This window comes from Planococcus notacanthi (assembly GCF_030407825.1).
Taxonomy (GTDB): domain Bacteria; phylum Bacillota; class Bacilli; order Bacillales_A; family Planococcaceae; genus Planococcus; species Planococcus notacanthi.
Map to the genome: position 1 here is coordinate 614,889 of NZ_JASDCQ010000001.1, position 19,257 is coordinate 634,145.

Sequence of the window (19,257 nt, forward strand, 5' to 3'; positions counted from 1 at the left end):
TGTCCTCCTTTAATGGGTGTTGCATGTTTAGTAGGTAAAAAGACTTAAATAAACAAAATTAATTATAAAAAAATAGTTTACTAGGGATATATATCCTTTCTTTTATTTTTTAGTGAACCTATTTATTCATAATAACAAATAAAAAATAAAAAACAACTTAATTTTCCATATTTTTAGAATATTTAATTATCTGAAGCATTACCTTCAGCTTACATGGGATAAAACAAGGCAGGATTACCTGCTTTATAGTTGGATAACATTGTCATAAAAAAAGGCAAAGTTTTTGAACCTATTTAGAGGGAAGAGTACAATGACTGGAGATTTATCAATAAATATTCATAAGATTGAAAGGGCGGCGAAGTGAAGTGAGTAAAGATAAGATGAATGTATTAGGCTTTTATAATCCAGGATCGAAAACAGCGGCGCCGAATTTTGAGAAGGTTGAAATTGACCGTCCAAAAGCGGCAGGAAGAGATTTGCTTGTTGAAGTCCGTGCGGTATCGGTCAATCCGACGGATCTGCGGACTCGTGACGCCAAAGGGGAAGATGATCAGACATTAACGGTCGTTGGACGTGATGCGTCAGGAATTGTTGTAGAAACAGGGGATGACTGCAAGTTGTTTCAGGTGGGAGAAGAAGTGTTTTATGCCGGTACAAGCATTGCGCCGGGAAGCCTTAGCGAAGTCCAGCTGGTAGATGAGCGGATTGTTGGAAAGAAGCCGAAAAGCATCGGTTTTGCGGAAGCTGCAGCACTGCCTCTGACCAGCGTCACAGCCAGCGAAGCGCTTTTTGATCGGCTTGGTGTATCACGGAATCCGACTGATAACAAAGAAAAAGTAATCTTGATTATCGGTGCAGCAGGCGGGGTGGGATCTGTGGCCACTCAAATGGCTAAATTAGCCGGATTGACTGTCGTAGGAACTGCTTCCCGTCCAGAATCAAAAGAGTGGGCGTTGAATCATAAAACAGACTTTATCATCAATCATCACGAAGCTTTTGAACCGCAATTGGAAGCTTTGGGTATTTCGGGGGTTCATTATATATTCTGTTTAACCAATATCGATGACCACATGGAGAGCATGGCTAATGCTATCCTTCCACAAGGTAAAATCTGTTCGATCTTACCGGCAATGAAGCCGCTTCATCCAGCTTTGTTTTCAAAATCGGTCAGCTTTTCCTATGAGTTGATGTATACGCGCTCAGTGTATCAAACAAAGGATATGATTTCACAGCATCATATTCTGAACCAGTTAGCAGATTGGGTGGATGAAGGGGAAATTCGTTCGACAATGTCCAAAAAACTTGCGCCTCTCAACCCAGAGACATTAAAAGAAGCCTATGAGATCCTGCTCACAGGGCGAACTATCGGAAAAATTGTCGTTGAGGGTCCGATTTGTCCCTAAAATGCCAAAAGAAAACTGAGTCAAAATTATTCCATAAATTTTCTTCTGTTTTGAATAATCAGAAAAATGATGTTATGGTGAATATGTATCCACCCACACTTCTGCTTGATGGAAATTTAGTTGACAATCATTAAAAGGAGGAACATCAATGGCTGATGAAAAAAAACCGGAAGAAACTTATTCAAGCAGGGCTGAAAGAGAACGGATTGGCCGTGAAACGAATGCAGGTTTTGCGCGAGTGGAACGTGCGGAAAGAGAGAATAGTTCCACTGATATTCCGACAGGACCCATCGGAAGAAAGTTAACTGAAGATGAAATTCGCCAAAGGGTTGGTCAAGGGAATTTTGATTCTGCAAAAGACGACAATCAAACCAGTTCAATCAATAGCTGAATAAATTAAGAGGCTGCATCTTCTATTAAAGAAGAACAGCCTCTTTTTTGATTTATTCAGTTGTTCTGCTGATTCGAATCTTGCTTACAGATTCTCGAGAGTAGGTGCCAAAAACGTCCAGATTAGCCCTGCTTCTTCAGGAGAACGTGGGGTGATGACAGACGATTTCGGATAAGGCAAAGCGGCAATCCGTTGTTCGACATATTTCTTTACGTATGGATTTTGATCGATGGCTTCTATATAAGTCGTTTGAGCAGTTTGGGAAAGTATTCCTTTCTGCCGCTCCATAGACCACCTCAACCAAGCATAGAATGCATTATCGTTGAGTTCTTCTTCGTAATGGCTGATCAGACTCTCGGCTTCTTTAAGGCGGCCCAAGGCGATTAACGCCGAAACCGCTAAATATCTTACCCCCTGATGATCTCCTGGGTTCAAACGCAGCACCTCATAATAAATAGGGAAAGCCTCTTCGAAGCGGGCTTGCTCCCAATAGAAATTTCCAAGCAAAAATAGGGATCTCAAATACGGCCGGTTTGGAACGTACAACCAAGCTACATCCATTTCCGGTTCAAAGCGTTCTTTTCCGCTGGAAACCGCTTTTTGAAGAAATTGTTCTTTTAAGGACAAATTCTCTTCCATTTCAGCTGCCAGTAGGAAGGCATCTGTATTTTGGGGATCCAACCTCTGAATCTGCTCCACTTGGCTGGTCCGATTTATAGTTGTATAGGCACTGTAGGCAAGAAGTTGAGCTTTTTCAGCTTTGGTTTTCGGTTCATAGGATTTGCTGTGGTAGTACTCCATCTGGCGTTTCAATTCATTTTCACTTGTAATGGTCGCATTTTTCAAATGCATATATAATTGCCAATTCTGCAGTTCATTGCCTTTGGGATCCGTTCCGACTTCAAATGCATAAACGGCTCCTTTCTCTGGGTCTTCTTTGCTTTTGGCGGTGTGATAAAAAGAACCGAGGTCATTTTTGAAAAGTGTCAGTCCTTCTGTATCCACGCCAAAATGCTGTGCGGTTTCTTCAGTCTTCCAGTCGAGCTTCACCAATTGGTGATCGATGGCAAATTGGACTGCGCCGGCGACCGCTTCTTTAGGAATCATTGCTAAGGGTTCTGCGTAATGAAAGAAGGCTTCGATTAATTCGTCACTCTTCAAATCATGGGCAATTAGGAAATTCTCCAATTCCTCCACAGTTTCAAGAACAGCATAAGCGACTTTTTCGGTGCTCAGAAGGCCACTGCTTAGGAGCTGGTAAACAGCCAAAATGTTCCGGCTGTAGAATTCCTTTGCGTTTGCCGTTTCGGATGACTGATACATCTCCTGAAGCTTTCGGACACTTTCCGGTTTCACTTTAACAGCAACCGTCAGGCTGTTCAACACCATCATGAAATGCTCGCCTATCCGGACATCGGGCAAATAGAAACCGGTGGCTATGGTTCCAGCTTCAACCGGAAAAGACTCATTAACTTCAATTTCCATAATATCTTTAGTCAGCAAATCACGGACTTGAGCTTGGTAATTGGAAACGGAAAGAACTTCGCCGGCCATAAACAGTGGGTTAAGCCAGGATTCAAGGATCAGTTTGATTTGCATTCTTTCTTCCTTGATGATCTTCCGTTCAATAAAACTATTCCATACATCGACGCGTTCAGAAAAGAAAAAGATATCTCCGATAATGCCATTCGATTTATCTTCTCCGTAAAGTGGGACGAGAAGGTTTTCGACTTTATCTTTCCATTTCACCAATTCTTTCTGTTCTGACCGACGGGGATTATTTTCAAAAAAATCCCGAAGCGTCCCTTGCAGTACTTTGTTTTGTTCTTCAATCATCAGCTTGGAGGATCCGCCCGTCCCACAGCATTTTTTATATTTTTTGCCGCTTTCACAATGGCAAAGCTCGTTTCTGCCAATCGCTTTTATCATATAGAAGGCTCCTGAAGCAGCAGACGTTCTTCATCGCGGCTATGGATGGCGTTCACTACCAAAAGTGCATGAAACTGTTTCATGACTTCATAGCTGAGGCCTTCTTCTGCAAGCAATATTTTGATGTCAGCCGCAATGATGCGCAAGATATCATGATCGCGTGTCAAATCAGCCACTGTTTGCTTGAGTTCTGGTTTCTGGTCGATCATTTCCTGGTAAAATCCTTCTTCCTCTGCATCCGCATGGCTGATGATCCGTGTTTCCCAATACTCCAGCAAATGATCCGCCGCTTGATGGGCAACTTCGTATTCTTTAGCTCTCAATAAATCTTCAACTTCTTCTGTTTTAGTTACTGCTCCAGATAAGGCGCCTTCATGGATGGCATGATGGGCATGCAGCTGGCGCAAAGATGGTCCTGACATAGTCATTCATTCCCCTCATTTTTTTTCAGTATAACATGCCAAAAACCGCTGATTTTCCAGCTAGGGCATTTCCTTTGGTGAAAGAGGGAACTCCCTTATCCGATGAGAAACGGGGAGTTTTGAAGCTGGAAAAATAGATGGAAATCGGCATTTTTTTTCGGTTTTTCATTGGAGAAAATAAGAATCTGCTGGAATTCACTGTCTTGAGGCATATCTCAATGAAAAACAACCTGATTTTATTGGACAGCTTATCGGAAACCCTCGATAAATAATGGAATATGGAAATTTTGGGCTAAACAGTATTTTTGCAGTTTTCAATGAACAAGGGAATTCCAGTGCTTCTGTAGGACATTCCCTAATGGGAACTTGTATAGGGGACTAACATAATAAAAGCATACGAATGAATTTGTAATTGATTCCCTTCAATAGTTTTCATTCATGAGAAGGAGTGGGTATACGCGATGAAGAAAAAATTTGGATTGAATTTCTTTAAACCAGTCGAAAGTTATTCGGGCAGTTGGTCCATCCTGGAGGAAAAAAGCCGGGATTGGGAAAATATGTACCGCCAAAGATGGTCGCACGATAAAGTAGTCCGCACCACACACGGAGTAAACTGTACAGGATCATGCAGTTGGAAAGTATTCGTGAAGAATGGAATCATCACGTGGGAAAATCAGCAGATCGATTATCCTTCCTGCGGACCTGATATGCCTGAATTTGAACCGCGCGGCTGTCCAAGGGGTGCTACATTTTCTTGGTATGAATACAGTCCACTGCGAGTGAAATACCCTTATATGCGCGGTAAACTTTGGCGTCTTTGGAAAGCGGCGCGAGCCAGCCACCCGAACCCGGTGGATGCATGGGCAAGTATTGTAGAAGATCTTGAGAAAGCGATGTTCTATAAATCTGCCCGTGGAAAAGGCGGACACATCCGCGTCAATTGGGAAGATGCTTTGGAATTGATCGCAGCACAATTGATCTACACCATACAGAAATACGGACCAGACCGCGTGGCTGGCTTTACGCCAATTCCAGCGATGTCGATGGTCAGCTACGCTTCAGGAGCAAGATTTATTTCACTTCTTGGTGGTGAAATGCTTAGTTTTTATGATTGGTATGCGGATCTCCCACCTGCATCTCCACAAATATGGGGAGAACAGACAGATGTACCGGAGTCATCGGATTGGTATAACGCCGGGTATTTGATGATGTGGGGATCGAATGTTCCAATGACCAGAACACCGGATGCGCATTTCATGACAGAAGTCCGCTATAAAGGAACAAAAGTGGTATCGGTAGCTCCTGATTATGCAGAGAATGTTAAATTCGCCGATAATTGGCTGGCTCCTCACCCTGGAACGGATGCAGCACTAGCTCAAGCCATGACGCACGTTATTCTGGATGAATTCTATCAAAAGCGCCAAGAGCCGATGTTCATCAATTACGCGAAACAATATACGGATATGCCATTTATGATTTTATTGGATCCGCATGAAGATACATTAAAAGGTGGACGATTCTTGCGCGCCAGCGATTTGGGAGATACATCAGAGCATGCAGAATGGAAACCGGTCATCTTTGACGAGGCGGCCGATAAATTGATGGTGCCGAATGGCACGATGGGGCAGCGATGGGAAGAAGATAAAAAATGGAACCTGATTCTCGAAAATGAAGATGGCTCCAAAGTGAACCCGGCGATGAGTGTTGTTGGCCACCAGGAAGAATGGAAGGAAATCGTCTTCCCGTATTTCGATAATCAGGGAAATGGCGTCTTCAAGCGGGTTATTCCTGCAAGAAAAGTAATATTGGCAGATGGTACAGAACGCTACGCGGCAACTGTTTATGATCTGATGATGAGCCAATACGGAATTATTCGTACGGAAAGTGAATATAATGCAAAAGGCTACGACGATGAAACCTCATTTTATACTCCTGCATGGCAGGAAAAAGTGACATCCGTCAAAGCATCAATCGTTACGCAGATTGCACGTGAATTTGCACAAAACTCGATCGATACAGGCGGACGCTCGATGATCATCATGGGTGCTGGCATCAACCATTGGTTCAACAGTGACACGATTTACCGCGCAATTTTGAACCTGGTCATTCTGACAGCTTCCCAGGGCGTCAATGGTGGTGGATGGGCGCATTATGTCGGACAGGAAAAATGCCGTCCGATTGAAGGATGGTCGACTGTCGCTTTCGCGAAAGATTGGCAAGGCCCTGCAAGACTGCAGAATGCAACTTCCTTCTTCTATTTTGCAACAGAACAATGGAGATATGAGGAAAGTGGCGTAGATGTGTTGACGTCACCTTTGGCAGAAGATGTCGCCTATCAGCACCCGGCTGACTATAATGTGCTGGCAGCACGATTAGGCTGGCTCCCTTCTTATCCACAATTCAATAAAAATAGCTTGCTGTTTGCAGAAGAAGCTGCTGAAAAAGGTGCAAAGACCAATAAAGAGATTATCGATTACGCAGTGGAAGAAGTTATTTCCCGTAAAACGAAATTTGCGGTGGAAGATCCAGGTGCACCGGAGAACTTTCCGAGAACACTGTTCATCTGGCGTTCCAACTTAATTTCGAGTTCTGCTAAAGGCCAGGAATACTTTATGAAGCATCTGTTAGGTGCCAAAGATGGCTTGTTGGCTGAACCGAACGTCGATGAAAAACCAGAAGAAATCGTTTGGAGGGAAGATGTTGAAGGCAAACTGGATCTTATGGTTGCACTTGATTTCCGGATGACTTCGACTCCTCTATACGCAGATATTGTCTTGCCTGCAGCGACTTGGTACGAAAAGACCGATCTGTCTTCAACTGATATGCATCCTTTTGTACATCCATTTAATCCGGCAGTCAACCCCCTGTGGGAATCCCGTTCTGATTGGGATATCTACGCTAAATTAGCTGAAAGATTCTCAGAGATGGCGAAAACACATTTGCCTGGCGTCTATAAAGATGTGGTCATCACCCCTCTTGCACATGATACAAAAAGTGAAATTTCACAGCCGATGGGTGTCGTTAAAGATTGGACTAAAGGGGAAATCGAAGCAATCCCTGGCAAAACAATGCCGAATTTCAGTATTGTAGAGCGGGATTACACCAAAATACATGACAAATACATTACCTTGGGACCTAATTTAGCTGTCGGCAAAACCGGTGCGCATGGTGTCAGCTTCTCTGTAGCGGATGAGTATGAGGAATTGAAGCACATCAACGGTACGTTCTTTGATGAAACCATCAAAAATGGTTTGCCAAAAATCCAAACGGCTCGACAAGTGGCGGATGCCATGCTGAACCTTTCATCGGCAACAAACGGACGTGTTTCACAAAAAGCATATATTGAAGCAGAAAAAGATACAGGCGTAGAGTTGAAGGATATTTCAGCAGACCGCGCAGCAGAAAAAATCACGTTCCAAAGTATCACTGTCCAACCGCGTGAAGTTATTCCGACGCCGGTGTTCAGTGGATCCAATAAAATGGGGCGACGGTATTCTCCATTCACAACAAATATTGAGCGTTTAGTGCCATTCCGGACATTGACAGGCCGACAGCATTTCTATATCGACCATGAAATTTTCCAGCAGTTCGGCGAAGCTTTGCCAATCTATAAACCGACATTACCGCCGATGGTATTCGGCAAGAATGATAAAAAGATAAGAGGCGGCGTTGATTCGCTGGTGCTGCGTTATTTGACGCCTCACGGCAAATGGAATATCCACTCCACCTATCAGGATAATCAGCATATGCTGACGCTATTCCGCGGCGGTCCGACTGTCTGGATCAACAACGAAGATGCAAAAGCACACGATATCGACGATAATGCATGGCTCGAAGTGTATAACCGAAACGGCGTTGTCACAGCGCGCGCTGTCGTCAGCCACCGGATGCCGAGGGGTACGATGTTCATGTACCACGCTCAAGACAAACACATTCAAGTGCCTGGTTCTGAAATTACGGATACCCGTGGCGGCAGCCATAACGCGCCGACCCGCATTCACCTCAAACCGACTCAAATGGTCGGCGGATATGCTCAGCTCAGTTACGGCTTCAATTACTACGGCCCTATCGGTAATCAGCGCGATGAATACGTGGCAGTTCGGAAAATGAAGGAGGTTGACTGGCTTGAAGATTAAAGCGCAAGTAGCGATGGTGATGAATTTGGATAAATGTATCGGTTGCCATACCTGCAGTGTCACGTGTAAGACCACGTGGACCAACCGTAAAGGTGCAGAGTATATGTGGTTCAACAACGTGGAAACAAAACCTGGCATCGGGTATCCGAAGCGCTGGGAAGATCAGGAACTTTATAAAGGCGGCTGGCAGCTCCGCAAAGGGAAACTGGAATTGAAGTCAGGGAATAAATTATCAAAAGTCGCGTTGGGGAAAATCTTTTACAACCCGGATATGCCGGAAATGAAGGATTATTATGAGCCTTGGACATATAATTATGAGCATTTGACCAACGCTGGAGAATTGGAACACTCACCGGTTGCACGTGCACATTCAGCCATCACTGGGAAGAAGATGGACCTTGAATGGGGTCCGAACTGGGAAGATGATCTGGCAGGAGCGCATATTACGGGACCGTTGGATCCGAATATCCAAAAAATCGAAGAAGAAATCAAATTCAATTTCGATAAAGCGTTTATGGTGTATTTACCGAGACTTTGTGAACACTGCCTGAATCCGAGCTGTGTAGCATCATGTCCCTCTGGCGCGATTTACAAACGCGAAGAAGATGGTATCGTCCTGGTCGACCAGGAAGCTTGCCGAGGCTGGCGCTATTGTATGACAGGCTGCCCTTACAAAAAAGTTTACTTTAACTGGCAAACCAATAAAGCCGAGAAATGCACATTCTGCTTTCCGCGGATCGAAGCGGGGCTGCCAACCGTTTGCTCAGAAACCTGTACGGGCCGCATCCGTTATTTAGGGGTGCTTTTGTATGATGCAGATCGCGTGCTGGAAGTGGCTTCCACACCAGACGAAAAAGATTTATACAAAGCGCAATGTGACCTATTTATTGACCCGTTTGATCCTGAAATGATTGCGATGGCCAGAAAAGATGGCATATCAGAAGACTGGATAGAAGCAGCGCAGAACTCGCCGGTTTACAAACTGGCGATTGAACATCAACTCGCTTTCCCGTTACATCCGGAGTACCGGACTTTGCCGATGGTTTGGTATGTGCCGCCGCTTAGTCCAATCATGAACTATTTTGAAGGCAAAGATTCTATTAAAAATCCGGATATGATTTTCCCGGCAATCGAAGAAATGCGGACCCCGATTCAGTATTTGGCGAATATGCTGACGGCCGGCGATACGGAAACAGTTAAGAAATCGCTGCAGCGCATGGCAATGATGCGCTCGTATATGCGTGCCAAGACAACTGGCAAGGAATTCGATGAAAGCCGCCTGGAACGGATCGGCATGACAGCCCATCAGACTGAGAAAATGTACCGCCTTCTGGCAATCGCCAAATATGAGGATCGTTTCGTCATTCCAAGTACGCATAGAGAAGGACGTGTCAATCCGTACCGTGCGCAGGGGATGGAAGGGTTTGATACAGAAGGCATGGGAGGGTGGGGAACTGACTCCGGTGGATCCTGTGACAGCTGTGGCCCGGCAACGCCAAGCCCAACTGGAACAGCTACGAAAACCGGTAAAGAAATTTATGAAGAAAACTTCTACGGAGGTATATGGCGTGATTAATTTAGAGAAACTATATCGTTATAAATTGTCATTCGGTTTTTTTGCCCATCACTTGACCTATCCGCAGAAGCTTGATTTTCATCCATCGTTGATTGAGGAATCATTCGATGCGGATCATCCGGCGTATAATTATGTTCAGCAATATTGGGAACTGATGCATGAATTGAGCTTGGATGAAATCCAGGAAATGTATACCGATATTTTTGATTTTGACAAAGACAGCACGCTGTTCATGACCTATTTCAAGTTTGAAGATGCCAAAGAACGGGGCCAGATGCTTGCTAAACTGAAAGTCTCGTATGAAATGTTCGGTCTTGAAATGCCGGATTCGGAATTATCCGATTTCCTGCCACTCATTTGCGAATTTCTTTATGCAGCTGAGTGGCTGGGGGATCCACGGGCGCCTCAGAGTTTCCGGATGCTGATTGCCGTTCTGGAGGATGGAACCTATCATCTGTTGAAATCACTTGAGAAAAAAGACAGCCCCTATTTCCATCTTGTTAAAGGATTGCGTGAAACGTTTAAAGTCTGTATCGAGCAGGAGGTGCCTGTCGATGGAAACGCTTGATAGATTAATTTGGGTGGTCTTTCCTTACCTCTGCATGGCCATCTTCGTTTTTGGGCACATCTATCGCTACCGAGTTGATAAATTTCATTGGACAGCCAAATCCAGTGAATTTATTGAAAAAAAACAATTAATGATTGGCAGCTTGATGTTTCACCTTGGCATTATTCCTGTCATTTTTGGCCATATCGGAGGGTTGGCAATTCCGATTGCCTGGATGAATGCTATTGGCGTCAATGATCATTTGTATCATATCGGTGCTATCTATATCGGTGGGATTTTTGGTTTCATGACGTTGATCGGCATGATTATTCTCACTTTTCGACGCTTTTCGCTGTCCAGTGTCCGCAAATTAAGTTCTTTTTCTGATCTTGCAGTAAACTCACTGCTTTTGTTCATTGTGTTCGTCGGAATGTATGCCACGTTGGTCACGAATGTAGTGCAGCCCGACTTCGATTATCGCATGACGATTTCAGTCTGGTTCAGGGATTTGTTCTTGTTTAGAGCAAATCCGGCTATCATGGCAGACGTGCCTTGGTCGTTTAAAATTCATGTTTTAACAGGCTTTGCCATATTTGCTTTTTGGCCGTTTACCCGTCTTGTGCATGTTTGGAGTGTACCGTTGAATTATGTAGGCAGAAGTTATATCCTGTACAGGAGACATAAACCAACAAATTAAAGAGATGTTCTCTTTTTAGTTTAATAGGAGACAAAAGCATGGATTATACAGAAGAATATCAATTGCAAATTGAAAAAATCCGGGAAGCTCTTGGTTGTGATATTATTGCGCTTGCTTTAGTCGAACCGGCGGAAAACTTGCATGTATTAAAATGGCAATACATTTCAGGCAACATAAGTGAACGCATAAAAAAAGTAGTGCTGCAATCAGGCAAAGGAATAGCGGGAGGCGTTTTTAAGAATGGCAAACCTATTCTGGTGGCTGATGTGGAAAAATTTGCAGCAAAGGAAGATTTATTCAACTATCCTATTTTAAAACTTGAAAACCTAAAGAGTATTGGCGCTGCTCCGTTATGGCATAGCGGAAGAGTGGTAGGGGTGCTGTTGGGCGGCTTTAGAGAACCCCATTTGATGACACCGGAAAGATTTCAGATGCTGATCAGCATGTCTAAATCCGACATAGGAACGCTGGACGGGAAGGAATTGATGTGGAATTGATTTCGGGGAAAAAAGATCAATTGATTGATCTCATGCTGAAGATGTACGAAAACAGCACAGAAGCAATTTTCTTTTTTACGAGCGAAGGCAGTACCATTTCAATGAACCCGGCAGCAGAAAATATAATGGATGACCATGTGCTGGAACAGCTGAAAAAAGGAGCCGAAAACGCCTTATGCAATGTCTGCAGAGGGTATACCAGCGAAAGCGATCTGACAACCTGCAAAGACTGTTATTTCACAAGTTCCAATCATGAGGACTTCACCTCTTTTCAGGTTTTTTTGGAAACAGTCGGAAAAGGCATTGTTCCGTACGCAGCAACCTTCCATGTTATCGATGCGGAAAAAGGCACGAGGGTCTTCATCTTAAGGGATTTGTCGATGCAATTTGAAACGCAAAACAAACTGCAGCAAAACAAAATGATGAAAAATGTCATTAAAGCCCAGGAAAATGAACGCAAGCGGATTTCAAGAGAGCTGCATGACAGCGTTGCGCAAGAACTTTTAAGTGCGGTCGTGGATTTGCGTGCACTTAAATACATGACAGATGACACAGAAGTCTTGAAGAAAACCAATGAAAGTACGTCAACATTAATCCGGTTGATGGACGATATCCGTAATCTGTCTGTAGAACTGCGTCCCTCAGCGCTTGATGACTTTGGGCTGGAGGCGGCTTTCCGTTCCCACTTTAAACGGGTGGAGGAAAGTTTCGGTTTAACCATTGATTTTAAGTCGACAGTCAAAAAGACCCGTTATGAAAATGAAGTCGAAACCGTATTGTATCGGATCTGCCAGGAAGCTGTTTTGAATGCGATAAAATATGCGCAAGTGGAGACTATCCAAGTTCATTTATTCGAAGAAGGGGATAGCTTGCAGTTGAGCGTAAAAGACAAAGGTGCAGGTTTTATCGTTGGAGACCATCCGATGGGCACAGGGCTTGGCCTTTATGGCATGAACGAACGAGCTGAATTGGTATCGGGGAATGTAACCATCGATTCTGAAGTCGGTAAAGGAACGACCGTGCATTTGCGTGTGCCTTTAGACGAAAAGCGGGAGGTGGCGAAATGAAGATAGTCATAGCGGATGACCACGCGATTGTGCGCAGCGGGTTTTCAATGATCCTCAATTTCCAAGAGGATATGGAAGTGATCGCCATGGCAGCTGATGGAATTGAAGCTTACCAGATGGTAGCCAAGCATCAGCCGGATGTGCTGCTGCTGGATTTGAGCATGCCGCCTGGCGAGAGCGGATTAGTGGCGACAGGGAAGATCAAGGAAGATTTTCCTGAAACCAAGATTCTTGTGCTCACGATGCATGATGATGAAGAGTATTTGTTTCATGTATTAAAAAATGGCGCTTCGGGTTATATGTTGAAAAGTGCGCCGGATGAAGAATTGCTTCAGGCCATTCGCGTCATCTACAATGGTGGAACCTACATCCATCCCAAAATGGCTACTTCATTGGTACGCGAATTAGTCAATAAAGACCACAAAGTAAAAGAATCGGATCCTTTTGAATTATTGTCTAAACGGGAGATCGAAGTTCTGCCATTGGTTGCGAAGGGTTATGGCAATAAGGAAATTGCCCAAAAGCTCTTCATTTCTGTAAAAACGGTCGAAGCCCATAAAGCAAAAATTATGGAAAAGCTCCAGTTGAAGAGCAGGCCTGAATTAGTGGAATACGTATTAAAGAAAAAACTATTGAATTTTTGACGAAAAGCTGGGAGTTGGTCTTTTGATGACAGAAAAATCAGAGCTTCGTTTTAAGGAACCTGGTATGAGGCTATTGGAAAATGAACATGCTTATTTAACGTTCTTAATGAATGAATGGCATGCGCTGGTCCTGTCTTTTGAAGATGAAGGGCTTAGCCTGGAAGCTGGCCGTGAAAACATGAAGATTTTACGCCAAAAACTTTTTGAGTTTATTGAGCCTTTTAAAAATCATACGGACAAAGAAGAAGAATTCTTTTTTCCCGCATTAGGAAATTATATCGGATTCGAGCAGGGCCCGCTCGTCGGTATTCAAGACGAGCATCAGGAGATCGATGCGTATATCGGTCATTTCTTTCACCATACCCGTGACAATATCGACTTATTGACATTGGAACAGATGAAGACAGTCGCTCAGGATGCGGCAGAGGCATTTGAAGTCTTGACGGTCCATTTCATGAAAGAGGAAACCGTGCTGTTTCCGATGGCTGAAAAAGCCATGAAAGCAGCCGATCAGGATGAATTATACAAAAAACTGAATACCCTTATCACCTGAAAAGCTTGAGGGGCTGTCCCAAAATCATAAAAAATGATTTTGGGACAGCCTTTTTTTATTGGTCAAGAGATTAGGCGCTTGCGCTTTTCTTATTTTTTCAGACTCCAGCGCCCAGTCCCTCGAGTCGCTTCGGCAATACCGACAATGGCAAGAAACGCCATTACCGGCATTTCCTCCAGCGCTGGTCGGGACTAAACGGGCGCTTGCGCTTTTCTTAATTTAAGGGTTTCCCCTCCCAGTAGAAGGGCTCTCCCTTATTAAAATGCAGGTACTCTCGGGATACAATGAAGGCAGGGAATCAATATGAAAAAATCGTACAGAAAATTCAGTGGAAAAGGTGATTTTGATGATCAAGAAACTGCAATTGCCCCTTCAAACAATGAATCTCGTGGTCGGTTTTATGGTGTGGGTGATTATATCTTCCCTGATTCCATTTATCAGCGAAGATATAACCATAGCTCCAGAAAGACTGGCTATCGTAACGGCTGTGCCGGTTGTTCTGGGCTCAATTCTGCGGATTCCACTTGGCTATTACGCCAATGTCTTTGGAGCGCGAATTATTTTTCTAGTAAGTTTTATCCTGCTTTTGTTTCCGGTCTTTTACTTAAGTGAAGCCTCCAGTTTTACAGACCTCATCATCAGTGGATTATTCCTGGGAATCGGCGGAGCAGTCTTTTCAGTAGGGGTAACCTCGCTTCCGAAATACTATCCGAAGGAGAAACACGGACTCGTCAACGGAATTTATGGTGCCGGTAACATCGGTACAGCCGTCACTACATTTTCTGCTCCACTGATTGCCACACAGATTGGCTGGTCAAACACTGTCAAGATCTACCTGATCCTGTTGCTGATTTTTGCAGCATTGAATTTCTTCTTTGGTGACCGCCATGAACCGAAAGTGAAAACCCCTATTATTGAGCAGATTAAGGGTGTTTATAAAAATGAAAAACTTTGGTTCTTTTCCTTGTTCTATTTCATCACATTCGGCTCTTTTGTTGCATTTACGATTTATCTGCCCAACTTCCTTGTCAGCAATTTCGGATTGGAAAAAGTGGACGCGGGCATGCGGACTGCCGGCTTTATCGCACTTGCGACTTTTCTTCGGCCGGTAGGCGGATGGCTTGCCGATAAACTGCAGCCTTTGCTGCTGTTGATGGGGACGTTCTTCATCTATACCATCGCTGCGATCGTGTTGGCTTTTTCTCCAACAATCGGAATTTACACAGTCGGTACGCTGGCTATTGCAGTAAGTGCGGGTATTGGCAACGGCGTAATCTTTAAACTAGTGCCGTTTTACTTCAATAAGCAGGCCGGTATTGCAAACGGAATCGTATCCATGATGGGTGGCCTCGGCGGATTTTTCCCACCGATTATGCTGTCGATTATCTTTTCAGTTACGGGCCAATATTCAATCGGATTCATGCTCCTCTCCCAAGTAGCATTGGCGAGTCTCGTGCTGGTTGTCTGGATGTACTACCAGGACCGTCTGCAGCTGGCGGCCGAAGTTTTCAAGTCAACCGGACAAGGCATTTTGGTGACAGACATTTCCGGAAAAATAAAAACGGTGAATCCGGCTTTCACTAAATTGACCGGCTTTGAAGAATCGGATGTCATCGGCCAAAACCCAAACATCATGAAATCCGACAGACAGCCAAAAGACTTCTATAAAGAAATGTGGCAGGAAATTGAGCAGAAGGGAATGTGGCAAGGCGAAATTTGGAACCGCCGCAAAAATGGCGAGGAGTACCTTCAATGGTTGAATATCAGTGCAGTAAAGGATGATACGGGTGAAGTCGTCCGATATGTCGGTACATTCACTGATATCACTTCTGAATACAAGAAAAAAACCGTCACCATTCCAGTGATGACTACATGAACAAGAGACCAAAAAATCTCTTTTATACGAATGAAGTGTTTAAGAAAGGTGGATAAGATGATGGAACCATTGACCGATCAACTGGGGCGTCCAATGAGGGATTTGCGCATTTCTGTTACAGACCGCTGCAACTTCCGGTGTTCTTACTGCATGCCAAAAGAGGTGTTCGGTGACGACTATGCATTTTTGCCTAAACAGGAATTGCTGACTTTTGAGGAAATCCAAAGGCTTACCAGATTATTTGTGTCGATGGGGGTTAAAAAAATCCGATTAACGGGCGGAGAACCTTTATTGCGCAGGGGGTTGCCGGAATTGATCAAAATGATCTTTTCAGTTGAAGGAGTAGAAGATGTCGGATTGACCACTAATGGCTTGCTGCTTAAACGGCATGGCCAGGCTTTGTACGATGCGGGACTCAGAAGGCTGAACATCAGCCTCGACGCACTGGATCCGGAATTATTCGGAAGCTTGAACGGTCGAGGGGTCAGCTCAGAAAATATTTTGGAACAAATAGACTACGCAAAAGCTCTTGGATTTGAAATCAAAGTGAATATGGTGGTCCAAAAAAATGTCAATGATGCTGAAATCCTTCCTATGGCGGCATATTTCAAGGAACGGGAAATCACATTGCGTTTTATTGAGTTTATGGATGTCGGAAATGACAATAATTGGAGCTTTGAAAAAGTCGTAACCAAACAGGAAATCCTCCGGAAGCTCGAATCGGTTTATACATTAACGGCTGTCGACGAAGATTATTTTGGGGAAGTGGCTAAACGGTACCGTTATGAAGGCAGCGAAGCCCAAGTTGGTTTTATTACTTCCGTTTCAGAATCGTTCTGTTCTTCGTGTACAAGGTCCAGATTATCGTCAGATGGTAAATTCTACACGTGCCTTTTCGCTACGGAAGGATTCGATATCCGCAAACTTCTACGGGATGATTGGGATGATCTACAGCTACTTGATGCAATCGGTGCAGTTTGGAGCGGGAGAAGAGATCGTTATTCCGATGAACGGACTGAAGAAAGTGCCAAAAGCCGGAAGAAAATCGGCATGTCTTATATAGGCGGTTGATCTTTCGGGTATAGTTAAAGGAGAGATTTAACTATATAGATCAATACAGGAGGGAAAGTATGGAGAGCAATGGGTTAAAGCAACCATCTTCGCCACATGAGCATCTATGTGTATCCATCGTTCCAATTTTTAACCATCTTGAACAAGCCGAACTGAAAGAAGTCGCTGCTACGACCAAAGGGCGAAAGTTGCCAAAAGGCGAAATTCTCTACAGGGCTGGCGAAAAATCCAATTCCTTGTACATTATCCATAAAGGAAAATTGAAAGTATACCGTTTGACTGAAAGTGGCAAAGAGCAGGTGATCCGGATTTTGCAGCCGGGTGATTTCACAGGAGAACTAGCTCTTTTTACAGACAATGTCCACGATTCTTATGCAGAAGCGATGGAAGCTACAGAATTGTGTACGATCAGCAGTGGAGACATAAACGACTTGTTTTTGAAATATCCGCAAATATCTTTGAAAATCATCAAGGAATTTTCATTGAGACTGGATCAGGCAGAACATCAAGTGATCAGTTTTACAACAGAAGATACGGAGACGAGAGTTGCGTTGTATTTGATCCAGCAAGCTGAATCCAGCCAAAGCAAAGAGATCCGATTGCCGATGTCGCGAAAAGATCTTGCTTCTTATCTCGGAACTACGCCGGAAACGATCAGCCGGAAATTGGCCAAGTTTGAAGATGAAGGATGGATCCAGCAATTCGACCAACGGGCCATCCGGATCGTGGATATGGAAAACTTGTCGCTTTATAAATAGAAAACCAGCAGCAATCCCGTCGGTTAACAACGGATTGCTGCTGGTTTTTTTGTTAGGTTTAGCTTATTCTCGATGATCCTGATAGAGATCTTGGCGAGTCAGTGTTTCAGCCTCTGTGATTTGCTCGGTGGAAACCGGTGTTTTGTATGCTTGGATAGTCGTTTTGAGCTGATCGGCTGAACTGGCTCCAGCGACGACAGAACTGACCGTGTCGTGCTGCAATACGCTCTGTAATGCCAAGGCATGCAGGTTGTCATGGACTGCCGATAATTTCTGAAGAGTGGTTTTCAATTCCTCTGCCGCATACCCCATATAGCTGCCCATTTTTTCTGCACGCTGAAGTCCTTCACCAGTCAATAGACCTTTCGCAAGCGACCCGCGTGTAACGACTGATTTTCCAGCTTGTCCAATGCTGTCGAGAAGTTCTTCCGGCCGGCGGTCCAGTAGGCTGTATTGCATCATGATTGAAGAAATATTACTTTTTTCGAGAAAGCGTTTGATGACGTTAGGCCGGATGGAGGAAATGCCATACGCACGAATGAGCCCTTCTTCTTTTAATTCTTCAAAAGCCTCAATGGTTTCTTCGGAATCATCCGTGATCATGCCGCCATGCAATTGATACAAGTCGATGTAATCTGTCTGCAGGCGTTTTAAACTCGCGTGAATCTGTTCTTTGATATACGCTTTTGTCGGATTCCACTTGACCTCATCAGAATGCGTATTCCATTGGTTGCCCACTTTAGTGGCTAGGACAATATCTTTTCGGTGGCGCTTTAAAGACTGCCCAACTACCTCCTCATTGATGCCTTTGTTATACAAATCCGCCGTGTCGAAATAATTGATGCCATGGGCAATTGCGGCATCTACAATGATGCCTGCTTCTTTTTTTTCTGTTGGCAGGGACATGCAGCCCAAGCCGATTTCACTTACCTCAATTCCGCTATTTCCCAAAAAACGTTTCTTCATTTCTGCACCTCATTTAGTCTGTCGTATCTTATATGGTATACTTTTCCTCAGAGAAACAACAAATGAAAAGAGGATTCCAATGAAAAAGTTTGAAGAAAAGACGATCTCTTCCAATCGTATATATGAAGGGAAAATTATTAACTTGAAAGTTGACGATGTGTCTCTTCCGAATGGCCATACGTCAAAACGTGAATTGATTGAGCATCCTGGAGCGGTCGCAATCATCGTTATTACGCCCGAAAACAAAATTGTTTTGGTGGAACAATACCGTAAAGCGCTTGAACGGTCCTTGGTGGAAATTCCTGCAGGAAAGCTGGAGCCGGGAGAGGCACCTGAATATACGGCAATGCGTGAATTGGAAGAAGAAACAGGGTACACAGCAGAGAAATTGGTTAAAATACAAACTTTTGCCACATCTCCCGGATTTGCGGACGAAGTGGTTCATTTGTTTGCGGCAGAAGGTTTAAGCAAAGCAACAAACGGCGCTGTGTTGGACGACGATGAATTTGTGGAATTAATGGAAGTAACGATTGAAGAAGCAGAACAAATGGTTTTGGACGAACGAATTTATGATGCCAAAACAGCATTTGCGATACTGTGGGCAAAGCAACGATTATCAATTGAGAATTGAAACAATTATCACTTTGTAACGATTCTAATTAAACCACAGATAGTATGGTTGTAATTGAGAACTCCCTTTTGATATAATAGAGGCAGTTTAAGG

At 44.0% G+C, this 19,257-nt stretch carries 17 protein-coding genes; 14 read left to right on the forward strand and 3 right to left on the reverse strand.

Annotation, left to right across the window (positions count from 1 at the left end; translation table 11 throughout):
- Nucleotides 1–365 precede the first annotated feature (365 nt).
- Together QMA01_RS02865 and QMA01_RS02870 are read left to right on the forward strand one after the other, a co-directional pair.
- Complete coding sequence (locus QMA01_RS02865) at nucleotides 366–1,403, forward strand: zinc-binding alcohol dehydrogenase family protein (protein ID WP_290214245.1); 1,038 nt, start codon at nucleotides 366–368, stop codon at nucleotides 1,401–1,403.
- Between the two features lie 148 nt (nucleotides 1,404–1,551).
- Nucleotides 1,552–1,794, forward strand: a complete 243-nt coding sequence (locus tag QMA01_RS02870) for a hypothetical protein (RefSeq protein WP_203339461.1) — start codon at nucleotides 1,552–1,554, stop codon at nucleotides 1,792–1,794.
- 84 nt (nucleotides 1,795–1,878) lie between these two features.
- On the opposite strand, the gene QMA01_RS02875 is transcribed toward QMA01_RS02870, so the two are convergent.
- The gene (locus tag QMA01_RS02875) at nucleotides 1,879–3,723 is read right to left on the reverse strand and encodes a tetratricopeptide repeat protein (protein ID WP_290214246.1); all 1,845 of its coding nucleotides are present in this window, start codon (nucleotides 3,721–3,723) and stop codon (nucleotides 1,879–1,881) included.
- Nucleotides 3,720–4,145, reverse strand: a complete 426-nt coding sequence (locus QMA01_RS02880) for a hypothetical protein (protein ID WP_290214645.1) — start codon at nucleotides 4,143–4,145, stop codon at nucleotides 3,720–3,722. Before QMA01_RS02880 ends, QMA01_RS02875 begins: the two co-directional genes overlap by 4 nt.
- A gap of 461 nt (nucleotides 4,146–4,606) precedes the next feature.
- Here QMA01_RS02880 and QMA01_RS02885 point away from each other — a divergent pair, with 461 nt between their 5' ends.
- The 11 genes from QMA01_RS02885 to QMA01_RS02935 all read left to right on the forward strand — a co-directional run bounded on the left by QMA01_RS02885 (nucleotide 4,607) and on the right by QMA01_RS02935 (nucleotide 17,567).
- Entirely contained in the window at nucleotides 4,607–8,281 is a 3,675-nt protein-coding gene (locus tag QMA01_RS02885) for a nitrate reductase subunit alpha (RefSeq protein WP_290214247.1), read from the forward strand.
- Entirely contained in the window at nucleotides 8,271–9,857 is a 1,587-nt protein-coding gene (narH, locus tag QMA01_RS02890) for a nitrate reductase subunit beta (RefSeq protein WP_191714188.1), read from the forward strand. Before QMA01_RS02885 ends, narH begins: the two co-directional genes overlap by 11 nt.
- Nucleotides 9,850–10,425: a nitrate reductase molybdenum cofactor assembly chaperone gene (gene narJ / locus QMA01_RS02895; RefSeq protein ID WP_290214248.1), complete on the forward strand. Its 576-nt coding sequence runs from the start codon at nucleotides 9,850–9,852 to the stop codon at nucleotides 10,423–10,425. Before narH ends, narJ begins: the two co-directional genes overlap by 8 nt.
- The gene (narI, locus tag QMA01_RS02900; protein ID WP_191714190.1) at nucleotides 10,412–11,101 is read left to right on the forward strand and encodes a respiratory nitrate reductase subunit gamma; all 690 of its coding nucleotides are present in this window, start codon (nucleotides 10,412–10,414) and stop codon (nucleotides 11,099–11,101) included. Before narJ ends, narI begins: the two co-directional genes overlap by 14 nt.
- 38 nt (nucleotides 11,102–11,139) lie before the next feature.
- On the forward strand, nucleotides 11,140–11,598 hold the full coding sequence (locus tag QMA01_RS02905) for a GAF domain-containing protein (RefSeq protein WP_290186119.1): 459 nt from the start codon (nucleotides 11,140–11,142) through the stop codon (nucleotides 11,596–11,598).
- Nucleotides 11,599–11,630: 32 nt separating this feature from the next.
- Complete coding sequence (locus QMA01_RS02910; RefSeq protein WP_191714508.1) at nucleotides 11,631–12,665, forward strand: sensor histidine kinase; 1,035 nt, start codon at nucleotides 11,631–11,633, stop codon at nucleotides 12,663–12,665.
- Nucleotides 12,662–13,309, forward strand: coding sequence for a response regulator transcription factor (locus QMA01_RS02915; protein ID WP_191714192.1), 648 nt, complete (start codon nucleotides 12,662–12,664; stop codon nucleotides 13,307–13,309). The genes QMA01_RS02910 and QMA01_RS02915 overlap by 4 nt, the downstream gene beginning before the upstream one ends.
- Before the next feature lie 25 nt (nucleotides 13,310–13,334).
- A complete protein-coding gene (locus QMA01_RS02920; protein ID WP_191714193.1) occupies nucleotides 13,335–13,862 on the forward strand; it encodes a hemerythrin domain-containing protein in 528 nt (175 codons plus the stop codon).
- 346 nt (nucleotides 13,863–14,208) lie between these two features.
- Nucleotides 14,209–15,738: a nitrate/nitrite transporter gene (locus tag QMA01_RS02925; RefSeq protein ID WP_191714194.1), complete on the forward strand. Its 1,530-nt coding sequence runs from the start codon at nucleotides 14,209–14,211 to the stop codon at nucleotides 15,736–15,738.
- A gap of 57 nt (nucleotides 15,739–15,795) precedes the next feature.
- The gene (moaA, locus tag QMA01_RS02930) at nucleotides 15,796–16,809 is read left to right on the forward strand and encodes a GTP 3',8-cyclase MoaA (RefSeq protein ID WP_191714195.1); all 1,014 of its coding nucleotides are present in this window, start codon (nucleotides 15,796–15,798) and stop codon (nucleotides 16,807–16,809) included.
- A 59-nt stretch (nucleotides 16,810–16,868) separates the two neighbouring features.
- The gene (locus QMA01_RS02935; protein WP_191714196.1) at nucleotides 16,869–17,567 is read left to right on the forward strand and encodes a Crp/Fnr family transcriptional regulator; all 699 of its coding nucleotides are present in this window, start codon (nucleotides 16,869–16,871) and stop codon (nucleotides 17,565–17,567) included.
- 63 nt (nucleotides 17,568–17,630) lie between these two features.
- Here QMA01_RS02935 and QMA01_RS02940 read toward each other — a convergent pair whose 3' ends face one another.
- Nucleotides 17,631–18,533 (reverse strand): aldo/keto reductase, encoded by a 903-nt coding sequence (locus QMA01_RS02940; RefSeq protein ID WP_290214249.1) that lies wholly within the window; start codon nucleotides 18,531–18,533, stop codon nucleotides 17,631–17,633.
- 79 nt (nucleotides 18,534–18,612) lie between these two features.
- Between QMA01_RS02940 and QMA01_RS02945 the strand changes: the two genes are divergently transcribed.
- On the forward strand, nucleotides 18,613–19,164 hold the full coding sequence (locus QMA01_RS02945) for an NUDIX domain-containing protein (protein ID WP_191714198.1): 552 nt from the start codon (nucleotides 18,613–18,615) through the stop codon (nucleotides 19,162–19,164).
- The last annotated feature ends 93 nt before the right edge of the window (nucleotides 19,165–19,257 follow it).